Here is a 19162-nt window from a genome sequence, read left to right on the forward strand (position 1 = left end):
AATTTCGGGAGAATAGGCTAGAACGACATCTACCTCGTTCTTCCTTCATCTGGCGTCGTTCAACTATCTACCAATGAACAATGATGAACAACAATCACGCCAACGCCATACCATGTAAATTGCATCATCAGCTCCAGAAGCTTCTCCCCAAGTAAAGGTTGAACGTCCAATTGGATGTTTAGAATCCTGTGGCATAGGATACAACATTGAAAAACGATACTGATCCGGAATAAACTCAAATGCCGTTCTAACCCCACACATAGCCTGCTTGCCAATTGTTTGTACTTCAAAACCACGACGATGTGAAGCTGCTAGAGCACGAGTTGCCAGTAAAGAGGTAATTCTTGCTGTTGATCCCAAACTAACATCATAACCACTAATTGGATATAAGGTTCCCCAAGTTCCAGCACACCAAGGTAGACTTGCCTTGCTCCCCAGCGAAGCAATAGCTTCTGCCCCACAAGCCAAGATCGATGCTTGGTTCGCAAAAACACGTGTTTCCGGAAAAACTAACTGAGAAATCTCTGGATAGTTCCAACTAGGATCAATTTCAGAAATATACAGCACATCAATACTACTAAACTCATTACTAAAACACAGATCCTTGTTTAACAACCCCAATATCTGCAAAAGAGGAAAAGCATAAAAATGGTAATGATAAAAAGCTGTCCCTAATTCAGAAGCTTCTCCTTGACCACCAATTTGTTGAGTTCTTCCTACTTTACTACGTGTACCATTTAATGCCATCATACATCCAGGTGTACGTACTAACTCAACTAAACGTATAGGTTGCCAAAAACCTAAGGTATAACCAAAACGAGGAAGATCTGCCTTGCGCTTACAAGAACAAACAGCATCTTTTACTGCACCTTTGGGGATATCGTCATTCCCAGTTAAACTTGCTCCGGCAATCTTGATAGGGAACATACAATCCCAACAAATATCACTAATGAGCTTATGAGACAAAATATGGGAGTTAGGACAAACTCCTAAGGAGTTTGCCTTAGCTCCTGCTGGAGATACTAGCTCTAGAAGCTTTATTCCTTGAGCCAACAAAGAACTCAAGTAGCTACTCAAGTACAACCAAGCTTTTGTCAAAGCTTGAACTTCCAAGATTGCTAGTGAACTAAAATCCAGAAAATCTAAATCTTGATATGATTTGCTTCTCTGCGGTTGTGCAGTTGATTGGTCTGTAGATCGGTCTATTGCTCGCTCTGTTGTTGATAGATCTGTTGATCGCCTTGCTGATAGATCAGCTGATCGCGCAACTGAAAGCTCTGCTACATGCCCATGTTTTTGCAGAGCAGACTGATGGAGAATCACAGCTTGCTGTGGTAAGAATTGACTAGCTACAAACAAGGCTATAAGAGAAAGTTTAAATTTCATAGGTACTTCCTTGTATTAAGGTAAGTTAGGATGGTAAGTTAAAGGATAGGTTAAATTAGGCAGGTTAAACTAGTAGATGGAGCGAGCTATGGAGCCATGGGGAGATGGAACCATGAGAGTATAACTAACTATGAGGTTGTAGTTATTTCGTTCTTTTAATTACACATCTACTTATTTTCCAACTTTAACTGCAAAGTCTTGTAAATTAAAATGCTCGATTAACAACTGCAAAGGAGAAGCTTCTCCAACCTTAGCACCATTTGGATGTGTATTACGTACATTACGTACATTAGATCCACTATGCGGATTGTTCATCATTTGATTATCCCCTCTTAACCTTGTTAATGCCGTTGGGCGAAACTGCTGAATCAAGCTCGGAGTTGCCACTTGTAAGTCTTTACCAAACTTTTCCTGCCAAAAAGCTAAACATGCTTCTTGGTCTGTTAGCAATGCACAACTTAACCCCGACAAGATAATTACTTGCTTGGGCGCTTGAAAAAATTTTTGCAGTTGTGCAGTTGGTAAACCTTCAAAGAACTTTCTTACCTCAACATTTTCCAAGTCAATAAACCATACCTCAAGGTTAAAAGATAAAGGTTGAGCTGGATAAGATAAGCTTATCTGACTACTAGTTTGCATTAAAGGTAAACTAGTTTGCCCCGCTAACAAAGCTTTACTCTCCTCTAGTTGCGTAAAAACTCCTGTTAACGCATTGCCAAGAGTAATTTCAGGCATATTCTGTAAATAAGCCAGAAGTTTTTCTTGGGCTTGCGCAATCATATTAGGCTCACTAATCTCATAAACTTGCCCCTGACTAACAAGAGAAGTAGTTGCTTGAGAAGTAGTTACTTGAATCGTTGCTTGTTGAGCTAATTCCCACGAGAGGTTACCATACTGTTGGTAAATGGGGATTATCCCCGCAGTATTGGTAAAATCAAACTTTACCAGCGCAGGAACTTTAGCTTGAGCTAAATGAACAAATAAACGAGGATCAATAAGAACCTCTGGAACTTGCTTCAAGTGATAGTTACGGACAATTAACTCAATACGTCTTTGCAGATGGTAAATGCCTTGACTCCAGTCTTCGCCTATAACCCCTGCAAATACCACTGGAATTTGCAGTCTCAAACTTGCTTGCAAAACATTAGCCAAAACTTGGTCTGGTAAAGACTGCGAAGCAAGAATACGCCAATTGGAAACATCTGTGTCTGGAAGATTAGCTTTGGTAGCATTAGGGTTGGAAAGATTTAGGCTTCGAGAATTATGATTAAGAACATCTGCGGTTGCAACATCAACTTTAGGAAGATTGGGTTGTTTATGATCATAACTTTGCTTGTGGCTGTAAACCTCACTATTCTGTGCAAAGGTAGGTAAAACTACTAATGGAGAAAATAAGGTTAGTATAGTTACTCTAATCAAAGCTAATCGAGAAATTACCATGTACATCTTTCTCCTTAGATCTTAGATAAAAAATCAACTTAGTCCAGATACCAGAACTAAAGATACCCGAACTAAGTTGATCACAAAATTAACCTCTCTACTTAACAATAGAGAAATTACCCTCTAATATGAGCTCATGCTCACCGAATAAAAAATTTAGATAGTGTACAAATGTGCAGACTTGCTAACAGCAGTATGTGTTTTTCTTTCGCAGGATGCGCCTTATTACGCAGTATATACTTTCTTACTTAAATACACTTAACCACTAGCTGTGAGCTGCACCTCATTGTTTATAACCCCTCTAAAATTACTTCTACAGATACAACAACTTTCTATAACCACCTCAACTTAAGAGTATCCACTAGTTCAATACAGAACTTGTGTTCACTCTTTGGATTGGATGGATCTAAGTTAGGGTAATTGCAAAGTACATAAGAGTGTAACAAGTACTTCTCCAAGTTTTCATACTTAGCAAAGTACTTCAAGGAGTTTTTTGGTAAAACTTCAGCTCTCCCATTTTTTACAGTTGGGTGATAACGTATTGTTGCTCCAAAAGAGGACTTCTTGATACGTACTTCAACCACTTGTTTTTGCTTAAGCAAAGTTAGGTATGCTAATTTAAAAACCTCGGCAGTAGCAACAAGGTTCTGGTTGTACATATACCAACTTGCTAAGCTAAGAAAACTTGGTACTAGCTTCTCCTGTAACTTTTTAGCGCAAGGTGTAAGGTAAAAAGGAAAACTCCTTTGCAACTTGCGGGGTTGTTCAGAGGTAGCTAGATAATTAGTTTGCTGAAGTCTGTCTTTTGTTAACCCCTCTAAGAAACCCTTTTGACATTGAGGTTCTTTCTGGGAAGTATTTTGAGGTTCTTTTTGGGAAACTGTTAGTTTCTTTTGGTTGTACTGCTCTAACAAAATTCTTTTGTTGAGCAGTAAGCAACTGGAAACTTGATTGAACAGAACCAAACTATTTAGCAAGCTTTTCTCTTCTAACTTCTGGTGATAACTACAAGTTTCTCCAATAAACCTCAACAGGTAATCATTGCTAAAACCAACAGCTTCTTTGACTTTAAGGCTAAGACCTTGTTGGTTTAAAGCATAGGCAAGGGCAAATGGGTGGTAAGTCCTTTGTCCTTTGACCACTACTGAAGTTTCTCGCAAGGCTTGTAGATCCACTTGGTAGCTTTTAGCTTGCAGAAGGAGTGAAAATAAATCATTAATCCCTCGAGAAGATAACCATGCTAGTTCTTTAGTTACTGCTAGATTGTTAACAAAGTCAAAGTCTACTCCTCGAGTTAAACTAGCAAGTTCGTAACTACCTAACTGCCAGTTTATCTGCTGAAGTAAGCTCTCATCTTCTTCATAGTTTTCTCCTGCAGAACTTTTTACTGCAGAATTTCCTAACCTCGCACTACCCGCACTAAAAGTAAAAGCTTTTGTACCAGTCCAAGTAAAGGTGTTAGGGATACCTTTGCTTGTTGTGGTTGAGGTTACAGCTGTTAGTAATGTTGAGTTAGTGGTTACATTACTTACTTGTAATAACCTAGTTAGGTAACAAAGCTTCACTAGCACTATGTAAAGCAAACGCTTAGGTAAGAACCAAGAGGCAAACTCGTCTTTGAAGTTTTGGTAAACAAAGGAGTTATCTTTAACCCCACTAGATTGCTTAACTTGATTGTTAGGTTTAAAATCTTTACTTCTAACTTCAATATCCTTGCTTTTTACTTGGATACGACTGCTTTTATTAGCTTGAGTATCTGCTTCACTTTCACCATCGGGCAGGTTACAACTATAAGTTGCAAGTTTATACTCTTGAGAAACTTTCTTACGCAAAGCAAACTCATCTATCGTTGCATTAGAAGAGTTTGCTTCTGCTCTTTCTTTAGTTTCTGAAGAAGCTACTTCTTTTTTCACTCTTTTGCACCCGTCCCACTTACATAATTTAAAAATGAGTTGGGGAAAAGGAGTTTGAATTAGTTCTCCAATCGTGCTTAGAATGCCTGTATTGACCTTTTCTTCTTCAGCAAACTTTAAAGTGAGGTCAAGAAGTTTTTGTTTACTTTTCTTATCCCAAGACAAGAGAGGTAAAGGACAAGCTTGAATAACACGGTCAATTAAACAACTGGTTAGATCTAACTCAAGGGTGCCGTCAATTAGTTGAGGTTTACCCAGTTTACTCATACTTGCGAGAGTACTAGTTAGCTGTATAACCTCTTCTCGCTCTTGGGCATTTAGGAGGTAAGGGCTATGACTTTGTTGTCTGCCACATATATGCCCCAGAGCGTACAGCACCATATCCAACATCAGTTGCTCCAAACCATCATCACCAGCCACTACTTTAGGTGTATCCTGACTTAGCTTCTTTAAAACTTTGGGGGTTCTTTCAAGGATTTGTTGAGCTAAGTCTTTACTGGTGGTAAGGAGATGGTTTTGCGTATGTTTGAGTTGTTGGCAATAGTGGAGGATATGCTGTTGCATATCTCTTTGTTTAGTTAGATACTTACTAAATTGGGTTTTACTTGGGTTAGAGGTGAAATGAAGTTGCCAAGGAGTTGCAACACTTGTATTTTGCTTAAAGCAACTATAGCTCTTAGAGAATACTTTTTCTTGCTTTTGATCTTGATCTTGCCTTAGAAGATCTTGCCTTAGAAGATCTTGCCTTAGAAGATCTTGCCTTAGAAGATCTTGACCTTGCCTTAGAAGATCTTGACCTTGCCTTAGAAGATCTTGACCTTGTCTTAGAAGATCTTGACCTTGTCTTTGATCTAGATACTGCCTTAGATCTTGCCCTTGCCTTCGATCTTGATCTTGCTCGCGCTCTTGCCTTCGAGTTTGTGCCTCTGTATCTTTGTTAGAGTTAGAGTTACAACTCAAAGATAAATCTGCTCCACCATAGTGCAAGTAATTATCTTCAAGTAATTCTTGGTAGCTGTTTACTGTTTTTACAAAGCAGAGAAAGTACTTAACCTTGTACTTGAGATCTTGTAAAGTCTCAGGAGTAATTCTTCTTGTGCCCATTACAGCCTCTTGCAAGTGCTTTTTGACCTGCGTTACCGTAGAACAAAGACGAAGCTCTCTACACAGTTTTAAAAAGTACTCAAACACCTGTACTTGCTTGAGAAAGCCCTCTGCATGTCTACCAGCCAAGGATAACTGTTGTTTGTACAACAGAGAATCTTTGGCGATTAAAACTTCTAAAAAGTTTTGATGCAGGGCAACAAACTCAAGAGTGGTGAGAATGAGATGGTACCTGCTTTGTTTTTTGAGCTGCTGGATACAAGGGAGATTTAACCTTTCTCCGAGGAGGATAAAGAAATTCGTTTGCGTGGTACTTTTCGTAGTATTTTTCTTTGTCGTCTTAGCTGTTTTGGCAGTTTTAGCTGAAGTACGCTTTTTCTTCTTAGAAGAAACTTGCACTAAAACTTCCTGACTAAATACTTGCAAAGTCTTGCCTATCCCCAACATGTTAGTATCTTTATCATCTAGTTTTTCCAAATCTGTAAACAGGTTTGGAACTAGAGACAGAGATATATTTTTCCAAAGTCTTATGGAGCTTGGACGATTAGAAGAGCTAGCATTGTAGGAACTACTAGAATTGCTAGAACAACTAGAACCTCTAGAGTTACAACAGTTACTAGAACCGTATGCAATGCTAGCAACGCTAGCTGAATTTACATACTCGTCCAAGCTTGGTAGATAATATTCTATCTGGCTTGCTCCCCAAGCTTCTTGTGCTAGTTTGGCAGTTTGCCAAATCTCTTGCGCTTGGGAGATCAAGTCTTGCTTAAAAAAGCTTTTCCTATCAGGGGCTGATTCTATCCAAGATACAGCTGTAGCTTGCTGGTAGTTAAACCAGTTACCCCGCTGTTGCTGTAAATTTGGTATAGAAGCTTCTTTAAACAAAATCTGACACTTATAGAATATGTTTCGGTACTTGCTTAAGTACCTAAGCTGAGAGATGTTTTTTAACCCCTCATATGGTTTTTTGTTGGATGCTTTTTTGGACTTTTTACCTAACTTAGCATTAAGATTTTTACTTAAGTTAGTATTGAGATTTTTCCTTAAGTTAGCATTAAGCTCCTGCCCACCACTTACGTCAAACACCTGCCAAGGTGTTGATGGCAAGCTCAAAGCTTGCAATTCCTCCTCATTTATCTGCATTAATGTATATGGATATTGCTCCACCAACTTCTGCATGAAGTTGTTGAGCATGTTTCTATTTGCCAAAAATACTTTGGGCTTAAACTTTTGTCCAGAGCTTTTTAAATTAGTTGCTTGATACAACTCATTGTTTACAATGCTATTTAAAAAGATCTTGTTACCAATATCTTTGGCATCAATATTCTGGGAGCTCTTTACTAAAGAATTGAACAAGCACCCAGAAATAAGAGGCACTTTACTCATAGTCACCCCATTTTTTTAAAATAGGAGATAATTCAAAGTAATCTTTTCTATACCAAAGCTAAAAAGAAAACTATTATTACGGCTTATCAAGAATACTTAGATGCAACTTAGATACAACTCAAACTCATCTAATCCTCGTGGGAAAGCAACTTAAACAAATTTGTAAATCAAAATATCCAATCTACTTAACTTACTTAAGTTGCGCTAAGGAATACACTTAACAAAACGTAATATTATCAGTTGACTACTTTATTTACCGGTTTAGTAAAATTTTAAACGTATGCCAAGTAAGCAAGCTTACTTAACTTTCTTTTTACGAGCTTTTTGCTTCTTACTAGATACTTTATTCTCTTTTTGTCGCAAAGCTCGAGTAAAACTTCTATAGTGGAGTAAAGCTTCTGAAGCTTCTTGGTTAATTAGGTTAAGATCTAACTCCTCATATTTGTTATGGTTGTTATCTTGTGTCATATCGCTCTCTAAAAACGTAAAACTCAAATCAAACTGGTTAATTCAAATTGAATTTGTAAATCAAAGTAAAACTAGTAAATTCTGCTTGTGAATTTGTTAATTCAAGAAAACTAGTTCTTCCAAATGGAAGAGGTTAGTGAAAATTATTAATGTAGAAATATCCAAAGATCTAAAGGTTCAAAGTCTCAAAGGTTCAAAGTCTCAAAGGTTCAACACCCCAAGATCCCATGTCTTTATCTATACCTCCTTGAAGCAAGGTAAGGACATACTTGTCCTTACACCTACCCCTTACTCTTTACCAAAACCAAAATACTTTACCGTTTAACTTATCTTTGCTTACAGCACCAAAGTAAACGCTATCAATACTTGTTGGATCATCTCCCAACATCCAGTATTGTCCCTCTGCTAAAACTAAACGTCTTTCTTGTAATGGCATTTCCTCTAACCTTTGCACAATAACTTCAGGAAGCTCTTTGATAAAAATTCCATTAACAAATAACCCCTCTAAAGTTAGATCAACAAAGTCTTGCGGATAAGCTATTAAGTACTTCACAAATTTAGTATTAGCTTCTAAGCTTTTGATTAAGTTAGTGTTGGTAAAAACGTAAAGATCTTGTTGTAATAGTGCCATACGGTTAAGATGTTCTTGAGCTTTGACTTCTTGGAAGATCATCGGTAGGTTTGCCGTAGGCAAACTTACCGCTTCTTTTTCAATCATCAAAGCTGGTAAAGAGCCAATGGTTAAATCAGCCCATTGAGCTCCGTAAACGTATTGCCACATTTCTAAATCGTAAAGATCAACTTGTACTTTTGCCATACCAAAGTAAACTCTTGTTCTTGTTTCAACTTCTTGCTGATACAACCAAGTGTTTAACTGACGGTAGAAGTCACGACGATTACTTAAATCTTTACTCAAGCATCGCATTTGCAATTGTTGAGCTGGAGAAAGCTTGCCATACCATGAAGCATAAACACTTAGAACTCCTCGCTCTTTAACCTCAAGTAAAGGTGAAGAAAAATAAAACCTGCCTGCGACAATAGAGGTGGTTTTTTGAGGATCAATGCCAAGATGAAGAAGTTGGGGTAGGAAGTAGGCGGTTAAAGCGTAGGTTACACCGCCAGCTCCTAGGAGCAAGGCAAGCTTGCGATACCAAGCTCGGTTAGGTTTGCGATCTTGACGGTCTTGCTTCTTGTTCTTGTTGCTTTTGGTAAATGTTGCATTATTGTTCACCTTACCTCCCTTGGAATTATCAATCTATCTCTATCTTCACTTGCTTTAAGTTACTTTGCTATCTTTACTAGACTAGCTTGAAGTTACTTTATAGCTACTTAACCCCTCTATGGTGGTTAAGTAGCTTAAATTGTTTTAACTTATTTAACTCCTCGATGGAGTTTAAATAAGTTAAGTTGTTCTTAGTGTCCTAACCCCACTTTGCTATATTCCTGATTTTTGTTTTCTTTTCTTCTGCACTAGTTTGTTTTCTTCTGCACTAAGGAATATTTCAAAGTTACGAAAGGAGAAAGATCTATGCTAGTCTAATAATCCAGTAGTTTATTAACCTAGCAGTCTAGTAGCTCCGTAAACTCGTAGCTCTGTAATCTCGTAACCTGTAGCCTAGTAAACCTGTGTAGTCTGGTACCCCAGCATTCTAATAGTTAACTTGCTCTAGTAAAACAACTTGGGCACGATCACCTGGAAGGATTTGAGACTTTTTCACCATCACGGCAGCCATCGCATTTGCTTGACTACAGCTAGTTGGTTCCCAAGTAAAAACGTTCCCACTATTGTTAACTAACCATAGGGATTTTACTTTTATCCCCGCGTAGTAATAGTTAGTTGGTTGAAACTCTTGTTCACGTTCTATTACCACTCCAGTCGGTAAGCAAGTTAACGCAGGGTAGTCGCTTTTTTTCTTCAACTCAAGTAAAGCTAGTTCTGTAGCTCCGAGTTCGGTTGATAGCAAGGTAAAGTTTTGTAAAGAGTAAGTTGAGTGCTTAGCTTTAGGAATAGCTTTGGCGCTGTTGGTTAACTCAACTGTGTGGCGAATTAAACGTCCTAGGTTGAGCATGTACTCGTCTGCGCTTAGATCTTGCTGCGCAAGCATAGTTTGCGCTTGCAAGATCTCCGGCACAATTACTTGGTAGTTGTATACTTTTTTGCCTGTTGGTACTAAAGTTAAACTTAAAGTACGATGTGGATAATCTTGATCACGAACAACAATAGTTACTTGTTCGCTACTATCGGTTGCTAACAGTAGATGCGAACCGCGTGACATCATTTGCACTTGTCCGTCTACGGTATCAGCGACCAAGCTATTAAACGGTAAACTGAAGTTATGTAACTGCCCAGCTACAACTTGCACTTGGTAGTTACCTCCAAAATTTGCCAAGATAATCTTTTGTTTGAGTTCTTGGGCAAAGGTCATCGTTGAGGAAAATAACCCCGCAAGTAAAGCGAGAGGTAAAGACAAATACAAAGGCAAAGGAAAAGGTAAATGCAAAGATAAAGACAAAAAAGAAAAAGGCTTAGTTACTTTCATAAAGAGCTCCTAGTTATCTAGCAAGGAAATACTTTGAAGTTGACGGATACGCGGAACATAGTCTTGTAAGTCCAGACGCATACGAAACTCATGCGGGTTTTGTAAGCGATTACCAGCAGCGTCAATAATGGTAGATAAACCTTTGATAATAACCTCACCTGTTGCTTGCTCAAAGTATGCTTGGGTAATAATAAAAGTCATATCCATGCGTTTTTCTTTGAGGCGTTGCATGTCGGCAACTAACTGCTTACGAAACTGGGAGTAGTAATCTGGAGCAACATACTGACTAATACTTTCAAGGACAAACAAACCATTGTCTGCGGTTACATTACCTAAGAGCAAAGCCATGGAAGTAGCAAAGCTTACCGCGTAGCTACGCGTTAAGCTATGCGCACGCACTTCCAAAGGTTCACTGGCAATCATTGGTTGCACTATCACTATTGGTTTACTTGTTACCTGAAAGTAACAACTAAACCCCAAACCTAAAGCCAGCACTAAGTTTGTTCCCAAAAGTAAAGTGGTGTGGTTTTTTAGGCGTTTAACTTTTTGATCCCAGTCACTAAACTTCATAATCAGAGGCTCCATAGACAAAAGTATCAACAAAAGGATTTGGGAAACTGTAGCAGCGCAAAGGAATCAAACCGTAGGAGTAAAGAAAGTGCCCCAAGTAGTTTGCTTTTAAATGCGCGTTATACTTACGGATGCAGTAACTTAGAAAAAATCCTAACCCCGCCCAAAACCACAAACTCCCAAAGTAAGATCCTAAAGCTATTCCCGATAAAATCGGAATAGCTTCAGGCAAAGGCCAAAGCAAAAAATACACGGGATCATCGATATAACGAGATAACTTACGTAATGGCATTTGCCCTCCTAGATTGGGTTGAGTTTGTGCTAGATTAGCTTGAGTTGGTGCTAGATTAGGTTGAACCTTTCCTAGAGTAAGTAGGTTAATTATTTAGTTCTTCCTTTCAGTTGGTTGTTGCTTACATCTAGTTTAGCAGTGTGTACTTCTTGTTTAAGTAGCTCTACTTCTCATCTATCCTTGCTGTAACTACCGTGATTACCTTGATCAACATTGATTACTCAGCAGTTAGTTTCCCTAACTACTATGTTCTAAATACTTTCACAAGCTACTCTAACCACTTTTACTACATTCTTGAGCTACTTTCGCTAGTTACGCAAACTACTTTCGCAGGAGGTTTTAACTACCTCTCCCTTCTTTCAGAACGAGCAAATAGTTAATTGCTTGCCAGAGATCACAATGGTACAGCTCTTGCAAACGTTTGAGAGCAGCTTGGTCTACGGCATTGGTGGAGTAGAGTAGTTGAATTTTAGGAGCAACAATCAAGCGTCCAACACCTGTGCCGTAATCAGTCAGCATAAAGATCTCGGCGTAATGTCCTTTACGGGTTTTTAATGAAGTAATCTGACGAATAGCATGGGCGTCAAGAATTAACTTGTCTTGGTTAATAAGCTGTTTGATGGTTTCATCTTTTTGGGCTAGGAGGTAATAGTTGGCAGAGTTGGCAGCTATTGCTCTCCCTGAAGGAGTTGAGTACAAGTCCTCAATTGATTGGGTAATGGTAACCACTGCTCCGTTGTATTTACGAAAACGGCGGTAGCCGGTTTCGATAAAGTAAGAAATAGTTTTGGACGCAAGTAAATCCCAAGCCTCGTCAATAAACAAAACTTTTTGGCGCTCTTTTTGTCCACCAATCATTTGTTGGTTAACTGCAAAAATAAGTTGTAGGAGAACTAGCTGCTGGAGGTCTTTACGCCCAGAGAGCTCTTCGAGCTCGAGGACAACAAGACGCGCTTTGGTTTGCGCTTCAAGCTCTTGAAGCAAGCTAATCATGTTGCGACTACTTTCTTTGAAGTAAACCCCGTAAGCACCTCGACTGGTAAAAGGAAAGATTTGCACGGCAAGGTCTTGTAAACGCTTGTCCTCTTGCTCTTCAAGCGCTTGGGCTAAGCGATCAATGGTAAGACCTGCTTGGTATTGATCCCACAAATCTTTAATTAACTGCTTAATCGCATTGGCTTGGTACTCACTGAGAAGATCTTTAGGAGAAATCATTGCCTGGATTAAAGTAAAGACCATGTCCGCATCTTGTTCATAGTTGCGAATTAAAGAAAAAGGATTAATGTTGATCTCGGCATCAATACTAAACTCCACAAACTCCCCGTGGTAAACTTCAGTTAGCTTTTTATAAGAGCGACCTATGTCAATAATCCAGCATTGGGCGCCGGTAGCTAATAAGTTAGCAACCATTTCATTTACCAAGAAAGACTTACCTGAACCTGATTGCGCTGCAATACAGCAGTTAAAGTTCGTTTGCGAAGCAAAGAGATCTAGGTTCAGTACTTGCCCCGTACGACTGACTAGTGGCACAATTGGCAAAGGTGCTCCTTTCCACTCGGCAAATAGTGGTAAGCAAACACTTGCCTGCGTAGTACTCATAGTTCGCTCTCTTTGTAAAAAACTACGTCCCCCCGGATCCTGATTTAATGGCAACGCATTAAAAAATACCGGCAATTGCACATGACTTTCAAAATCCAGTGACCACCCCAGCGTTTGAAAATACGACTTGATCTTGACCGCAAAGGCTTGAGCGCTGGCAATGCGGCTATTGGCTGGATACTTTTGCTTACTGTAATCTTGCCCTTGGCGTTGCGGTAAGGCGAGTTTGACCTTATCAAGCAGTTCCCAGTCTTGGTATTCAAGTTTGCTAGGGTCAGGTTTGCTGTCATTGCTAATGTCTGCTTGCTCTTGCAAGCCTTGGGCTTGCAAATAGTCAGCATAGGTTACCTCTGGAGGTAACCACGCAAGTAAAGTCCAACTTAACTTTACTAACTTATCCCCACTATTTAAATCATTGACCAGCACCTCAAAAGCTTCTGCCGTTTGTTTTAAACGGGGAACAAACCTCGCCAAAGGACCAGTCATTTGGCGCAAGGTATAGTTACGCTTGGTTTCCACCACCGCCTTAGAAGCCATTTGCTTAACAAAGTACAAACTACAAGTTAAAGCAAATTTGTGCGTAAGTGGAGTTATGCCGGTATAAAGGTCTCCTAGATAACTCACAGCTTGCCCACAGGCAAATTCGCTTGGGATTTCTAGTGTAGTAAATACTTGTACTAACTGTCCGTCTAGTTCGAGGCAGTTCTTATGGCGAGTAATGGTAGCACTTGGAGGTATAACTTGGTTAGCAAGAGTTTGTAAAGGATCATAGGCAGTAAACTTACTATCACTTTGCGCTAACTCTTGGTAGGTTTTACTCAAGAGGAGGTTACGGAGACAAAAGAGATAGTCGCGGTCGTTAAGACGATGTACTTGTCCAAAAATACTTTGCAAAGCCTGCTGGGTTTGCGCACAGTACTGTTGGTACTCAGCTAAAACCTCTGGGGTAATACTCCCTTTGTGATGAAGTTTTAAACTAACAAGGAGAATATAGTTACGGAGGTTACAGTTAGAGGAACCATCCTCTTGGAGGTTTTGTAAGAACTGCAAACGCATCTCGGTACTTTGCGCAAATTGCTTTTCTCCTAAACGTAAACGCTGATAAGTGTTGTAGTAAGGTAGTAAGTAGTCATCAGCGATTAGAGTAAAAGACAAGTAGCTTTGCTCGGGTAACTCGAGTTGTAACATACCGTGAATTTGGCTTTCTAGATCAGAATTAACCCCTGCAAGTGGTTCTGTTTGCCAAATGTAACCAAGGTAACCAGAAGAACATATGAACGCTCCTGTTGCTTGGTCAAAAGCTTGCACATCGAGATGATCAGCAAAAACGTGCATAGGTTCTCCTTAGTTGAGGGTGGCGATAAAAATTTATTTTCAAAGGTGCTCATATTGAGTTGGCACTGATATGATCGTACTCTTGAAGCTTTGCTAAGCTGTTTGCTAGCGAAGAAGATTACATCTGCCAAGCATAGTAATAAATAACCCCACTAAGCAACTTTGAAAATAAATTTTTGTTCGGTATTCGGTTTCTGTTTTTGATTACATCTGTGTATAGTTGTAGGTTGCTCTTTGTATCTGTTTGTAACTGTAAGTACACACTTGTACCTGCATGTAGTTGTAGAAATATGTAGTAGATTTATGTATCTGTATCTATCTGCATATAGCTTATGTAGATGGATCTACCTTTATGTAGCTAGATATAGCTATATGTAAAAGTCGAGAATAGCCTAGCCTCAACTAGGCTATTCTCTTCAAAAGGGCTGGAGAGGTTGTAGTCCTCTCGTAGGTAAAAAATAGCTCGAGCTTGTAATAAAGCTCCGAAAAATTTTTTACCGACTACTTAAAAAGTCACATTATGTGAGTTCTAAGCAACTCATTAGATTCCTTTATATTAAGGTTAATCATTACCAAGTAAATGCAAATGAAAATTTACCCTTACTTGACCAAAGTAAAAAAACTACAAGCTCCAGCATACTCGGTTAAAACTGCCAGAAGTTGTATTGGCTTAGAGTAGCTTGTCCTGCTTGACCTACCCCCATAATCGCATCGATTATGGTTGGAGCATTAGCAAAGATAATTGCCGCTCCGAGACCAATCACTACTGCAGTTAAGCTTTGACGCATAATCCCTGCTGCAATCCCAATAATGATTGCAAGTAAGGCAATAAACTTACCTAGCGGACCGTCTGTCCAAGCTACTAAGGTTCGGTAAATTGGATTAAAGACATCAGCCTTGGCTTGCAAGGTTGTCCCACTACCACCGCCAGAACTTGAACTTGAGCTTTGAGAAACCGCCATAGCAGCTTCGCTGGTAAGTAAGAAAATCGAACCGGTTAGTACCGCTGGGTAAAAGTATTTGGAAAGTTTTTTCATAATATTTATCGAAAGTAAAAAGTAGCTTACTAATTACGCAAGCATAACTAGCACACCAGCATAACTAGCAAATTAAACGTTAAAAACAAGAGTAAAAAAGGCTCTATCAACATAAGCTCATAGAGCCCCAACTCAAACAGAGATTAAATGAGGCCACTCAATTAATCTAACTTTCCTTAGCGAAGATAAGGAAGGAGGAGAAAACGACTAGGATAGGTTTGTTTGCCTATCATATTGGGAGCAAACCAGATATTGAGGTAAGCTTCCAAATTTGGACTAGTGTTTAAAGGAACATGTGGCGTTAAGGTAACTTTTTCTTGGTTAGGAGTTAACTCCTGACTTAAAAAAGTAGAAGCGTTAACGCAATTAGCTCTAGGCTCTTGGCAATAGAATTTATTGTGTCCTATGTCCAAAGAGCTACAAGCAGTTAAACTACTTGCCAAGCAGATGCTTGCAAAGAGCGAGAATAAGGTTTTACCCAGCTTACAACTAGTTGAGCTAGTTGAGCTAGTTGAGCTAGTTGAGCTAGTTGAGCTAGTTGAGCTAGTTGAGCTAATCGTGATAGTTGAACTAGTTAGACCAGTTGAGTAAGTCGGTAAAGAGTTTGTTGAACTTATCGCGGTCATTGATTACCTGCCTCCAGAGTTTGCCAACTACTGCCGAGCACAGCTGTAGGTAGTTGTTGACTTTGTAATGGGCGAGCATTGATCTTCTTGTCAGATACTGTGAGGTTGATCGGTGAAGTAATTACGAGATCTATTTTTACCCCCGCTTGGACTTCAACTAGAGGGAACATCTTGTTGGCTAAGCTAAGGTAAAAGTTCGCAACACGATCGAGCGCTCTAGCTGTGCCTTGTAAACTTCCTCCTAGCCCAGCGTCACCTAAATTAGTGACACTTCCAGGATAACCAGCCACTACGACATCAGGACGAGAGAAAGCTCCGCTCACTCCTTCAAGAAAACCAACCGCTAGACTTTTGGCAATAAGAGAGCCTTGTTTGCTGACTAAACGTCCAGCAATGCCAAGTTTACCGTCATCACCGACAGCGTAACCTTTGACTTCACCTTCAACTATGTATCCCTGGTTGTTGATACAAGATAAGGTCTGGAGACGCATAAAAGCACGATGAGAGCTTATATCCCCATACGAACTTAAGAGAGCAAAGCAGGATTCTAAACTTGAGCGATACTTATTTGGTAAAAAGTCCAAGTTGTCTAACTTCACCAATACAGGGTAAGGGTCTGCTTTGGCTCCGTCGGTAGTTGGTGCATCAACTCCGGTAACTAAGGTAGCTGTAAATACCGAACCGGAGGGGATGGCAATACTGGTATTTGCAGGGTTGCTACTCAAGCTACGAATGGTTAACTTGCGCTGCGGAAAGCCAGAACTAGTGTAAGTATTGCCTACGGCATAAGGATCTTGTCCTTGCCAGTGTGGGTACTCATACACATTTCCTATCCCCTCATAAGAGGTTGAGCTTTCATTTATCCCCACACCTAAATTAGAAGTATGTGGCGATGCTAACCCCGCACTAGTTGCAGGACTAGTTTGAGTAGCATGACCACCAAATGGAGAACTATAGGTATAGTCATTCGCAGAACTTACATTCTCTCCATAAGGATCACGTGGAAAATCTTGTTGATTAAAAGCGTTATTAGTCTTAATTCCACTCTCCCATTCCTCGAGGTTAAACTGGATTAACCTTTCAAAAGCAAGGTTGCGGAGATGTGGATAGTCTTGGATAAATTGATAGTAACGAGCACACTGCTCCTCTGGTGTTAAGAAAGCGAGTTCTTGCCACAAGTCTTGCCAAAGTTGTAAATGTTGTGCAGCTTGTCCTCCGGCTTGTCCTTCAGCCTGCCCATCTAACTGTGATGGCACAGCAAGGCTTGCTTGTCCACGGTCGGATAAATTGCCATTTGCATTTTGAGAGCTTGCAGACAAAGGCGAGCCTGCGGACAAAGGCGCACTAGCAGACAAAGCTTGGGTTTGCTGGCTCAACTGTTCTGTCAGGGTTTGGATTTGGCGCTGAAGATTATCAATTAGAAGTTTTTGTTGATCAAGGGTATTGCTGAGGGAAGCTAGGGTAAAGTCATCTAACCTCTCTGTATTTAACACTTTGAACTGTTGCTCTGAACTAACTGGTGACAAGTTTGGTTTACTTGGCTCATAGACCACAAAACCAATCGCACCGATAAGAAAGATCGCTACCGCACTCAAAACCAGACGTTGCTTAGCTCGGGGGGTTAATTTGTCAAATAATGCCCTTCTCATAGGGATAACTTCCTATTTCTTTTTTGGCAATGGGTTAATCTTTGCTTTTCTGTTCTGTTGTTTTATGTTTGGTTGTTTTGTTCTGTGTTTGTTGGTTGTTGTAGTTGTTGTGCTTGTTGTAGTTGTTGTTTATTAGTTTGTGGTTTTTATCCTCCATTTTGTTTAGTGGTTGAACCTAGGGGTTGGGTTATTTAACTAGCTTGGTTATGTTGTTTAAGTTTTAAGACAGTATTGCGCAATGGGAGTAAATATATAGGGTAAGTAGTTTGGGTAGTAGAGTAGAGTTAGTCATGCCCAGCGTAAGTTAGTTAAGAAGTTGTCAAGCTTGGAAATAACCTCTTAAATAAATTAGACTGTTGACTAGAATTACGATATAGGTAGATAAGACAATAGACCATAGAGCAAAGCATTGTATACCTGTGCGATATCTAGAGAGGCGCACCTAGCTGGATATCTAGCAGAATAAACCCAACTGGACATCTTAGGATATCTAAGAGAGCAGCGAGATACCTAGGTAGACATATTAAGGGGTAACGGGTTACCCCTTAATATAAAATTCCAATTTTTTAACTCTCCTAAAAAGTTATAACTCTCCGCAGAGAAACTTTTTATGGCTATCTTTTTTTGTAAAAGATATTCAGAAAACAACTTTTATCAAGTACTAAAGGTAATATAGCCTTCCCCCGAAGTTAGCTTTACAAGCAAAGCAAACTTCAACAAGCTAAATCTTCTCTAGCAAGAGATCAAAAATACTCTAGATGAAAGTTTTCTAGCTAGTTCATGCTAATTGCTGATTATGTTTATTAACTTCTTACTAACTTGCTAGCCTCTTGCTAACTTACGTTAGCTTGAAGTTAAAGCTGGTAAACTTAACAAGCAAGTACTAAAACTGCTAGCTGAACAATTATCTTTTGTAGATTATGACGCAACCTTTAAATGAGCTAAACTTGTAACTATATTGTTGATAATTAAGTTATGTTAGTGGTAGTAGTTATTGCTGTAACTCTACCTTAAAGGTTTTTTGTTTTTCTGTATGACTTCATTTTATGCTATTTTTATCTGAAGTAAAGGATAACTTACCTCACGGCAATTTATAATTTTTTGGTAGTAAGAAGAAAGAAAATAAATTTGCAAAAAACGGGAAGGTGGTGAATTTAATGGGTTAAACTCGTAGATTTTTTATTAAAAACGAATAACAGCATTAGCTGTTTAACCTACCTTAAGGTTAAGCAAAACTCGCTTTTTAAGAACAAAATCAAATAAGTAAAAGTAACTTTTTTAAATTAAAAATCAATTATTTATAACTTAAATTTACATCTCGGCGGTGGAGTTGTAATGCCAATCTTACAAGGTTATAACTAATTATCAAAGATTTACGTAAGCAAATTGCAACGGATTTTCTGCAAGTTTTGCAAAAACTTTTTGCTAAAAAATTTAAATTTTATTGCTAAAAATTAAATTTAATTGCAAAAATAATTCGCTTTTAGAGTAAAAATTGCTGTTTAAAATCAAAAAATAGCTAAAAAATTAAATTAATTTGCCAAATTAAGGTTTACCTCCAAAACCAAAACCTTAAGCTTAAATTAATTCTTGTTCAACCTGTTCAACAGTTCAGTCTGTTTAACCACTTCAACAGTTCTGTCTGTTCAACCACTTCAACAGTTCTGTCTGTTCAACCACTTCAACAGTTCTGTCTATTCACCTGTTCAACCATCATAGTCATAGCAAATAACAAGTATTAAGTAATAAGTAGATCAAGGGTAAAGTGCAATTACAGGACAAAGAATAAAAAGAGCAACCTAAATTTTTAGATTTTT

At 39.0% G+C, this 19162-nt stretch carries 12 protein-coding genes; all 12 read right to left on the reverse strand.

Features of this window, described 5'->3' with window-relative positions; all coding sequences use genetic code 11:
* Positions 1-63: 63 nt before the first annotated feature.
* The 12 genes from CKF54_RS02420 to CKF54_RS02470 all read right to left on the reverse strand — a co-directional run bounded on the left by CKF54_RS02420 (position 64) and on the right by CKF54_RS02470 (position 17345).
* Positions 64-1386: a TraU family protein gene (locus tag CKF54_RS02420; RefSeq protein ID WP_119524697.1), complete on the reverse strand. Its 1323-nt coding sequence runs from the start codon at positions 1384-1386 to the stop codon at positions 64-66.
* Between the two features lie 171 nt (positions 1387-1557).
* Complete coding sequence (locus CKF54_RS02425) at positions 1558-2826, reverse strand: TrbC family F-type conjugative pilus assembly protein (RefSeq protein WP_222987478.1); 1269 nt, start codon at positions 2824-2826, stop codon at positions 1558-1560.
* A 332-nt stretch (positions 2827-3158) separates the two neighbouring features.
* Positions 3159-7229, reverse strand: coding sequence for a hypothetical protein (locus CKF54_RS02430; protein WP_119524699.1), 4071 nt, complete (start codon positions 7227-7229; stop codon positions 3159-3161).
* A gap of 297 nt (positions 7230-7526) precedes the next feature.
* Positions 7527-7697 (reverse strand): hypothetical protein, encoded by a 171-nt coding sequence (locus CKF54_RS08120; protein WP_222987480.1) that lies wholly within the window; start codon positions 7695-7697, stop codon positions 7527-7529.
* A 295-nt stretch (positions 7698-7992) separates the two neighbouring features.
* A complete protein-coding gene (locus CKF54_RS02435) occupies positions 7993-8928 on the reverse strand; it encodes a S26 family signal peptidase (RefSeq protein WP_119524700.1) in 936 nt (311 codons plus the stop codon).
* A 418-nt stretch (positions 8929-9346) separates the two neighbouring features.
* A complete protein-coding gene (locus CKF54_RS02440; protein ID WP_147396806.1) occupies positions 9347-10168 on the reverse strand; it encodes a hypothetical protein in 822 nt (273 codons plus the stop codon).
* Between the two features lie 78 nt (positions 10169-10246).
* Complete coding sequence (locus CKF54_RS02445; RefSeq protein WP_222987481.1) at positions 10247-10807, reverse strand: type IV conjugative transfer system protein TraE; 561 nt, start codon at positions 10805-10807, stop codon at positions 10247-10249.
* Positions 10797-11099 carry a type IV conjugative transfer system protein TraL gene (locus CKF54_RS02450; protein ID WP_119524703.1) on the reverse strand — a complete coding sequence of 101 codons (303 nt, stop codon included), beginning with the start codon at positions 11097-11099 and terminating at the stop codon, positions 10797-10799. Before CKF54_RS02450 ends, CKF54_RS02445 begins: the two co-directional genes overlap by 11 nt.
* Positions 11100-11438: 339 nt before the next feature.
* Complete coding sequence (locus CKF54_RS02455) at positions 11439-14033, reverse strand: TraC family protein (RefSeq protein WP_119524704.1); 2595 nt, start codon at positions 14031-14033, stop codon at positions 11439-11441.
* A gap of 644 nt (positions 14034-14677) precedes the next feature.
* Positions 14678-15070, reverse strand: a complete 393-nt coding sequence (gene traA / locus CKF54_RS02460; protein ID WP_119524705.1) for a TraA family conjugative transfer protein — start codon at positions 15068-15070, stop codon at positions 14678-14680.
* 176 nt (positions 15071-15246) lie between these two features.
* Complete coding sequence (locus CKF54_RS08125; protein WP_222987482.1) at positions 15247-15696, reverse strand: hypothetical protein; 450 nt, start codon at positions 15694-15696, stop codon at positions 15247-15249.
* Complete coding sequence (locus CKF54_RS02470; RefSeq protein ID WP_119524706.1) at positions 15693-17345, reverse strand: TraB/VirB10 family protein; 1653 nt, start codon at positions 17343-17345, stop codon at positions 15693-15695. Before CKF54_RS02470 ends, CKF54_RS08125 begins: the two co-directional genes overlap by 4 nt.
* Positions 17346-19162 lie beyond the last annotated feature (1817 nt).

Origin of the sequence: Psittacicella hinzii, from assembly GCF_003585885.1 — a bacterium.
GTDB lineage: Bacteria > Pseudomonadota > Gammaproteobacteria > Enterobacterales > Psittacicellaceae > Psittacicella.

Coding starts and splice junctions, on each gene's coding strand:
- CKF54_RS02420 (WP_119524697.1), bottom strand. CDS start 1,386: ATGAAATTTAAACTTTCTCTTATAGCCTTGTTTGTAGCTAGTCAATTC.
- CKF54_RS02425 (WP_222987478.1), bottom strand. CDS start 2,826: ATGGTAATTTCTCGATTAGCTTTGATTAGAGTAACTATACTAACCTTA.
- CKF54_RS02430 (WP_119524699.1), bottom strand. CDS start 7,229: ATGAGTAAAGTGCCTCTTATTTCTGGGTGCTTGTTCAATTCTTTAGTA.
- CKF54_RS08120 (WP_222987480.1), bottom strand. CDS start 7,697: ATGACACAAGATAACAACCATAACAAATATGAGGAGTTAGATCTTAAC.
- CKF54_RS02445 (WP_222987481.1), bottom strand. CDS start 10,807: ATGAAGTTTAGTGACTGGGATCAAAAAGTTAAACGCCTAAAAAACCAC.
- CKF54_RS02450 (WP_119524703.1), bottom strand. CDS start 11,099: ATGCCATTACGTAAGTTATCTCGTTATATCGATGATCCCGTGTATTTT.
- CKF54_RS02455 (WP_119524704.1), bottom strand. CDS start 14,033: ATGCACGTTTTTGCTGATCATCTCGATGTGCAAGCTTTTGACCAAGCA.
- traA (WP_119524705.1), bottom strand. CDS start 15,070: ATGAAAAAACTTTCCAAATACTTTTACCCAGCGGTACTAACCGGTTCG.
- CKF54_RS08125 (WP_222987482.1), bottom strand. CDS start 15,696: ATGACCGCGATAAGTTCAACAAACTCTTTACCGACTTACTCAACTGGT.
- CKF54_RS02470 (WP_119524706.1), bottom strand. CDS start 17,345: ATGAGAAGGGCATTATTTGACAAATTAACCCCCCGAGCTAAGCAACGT.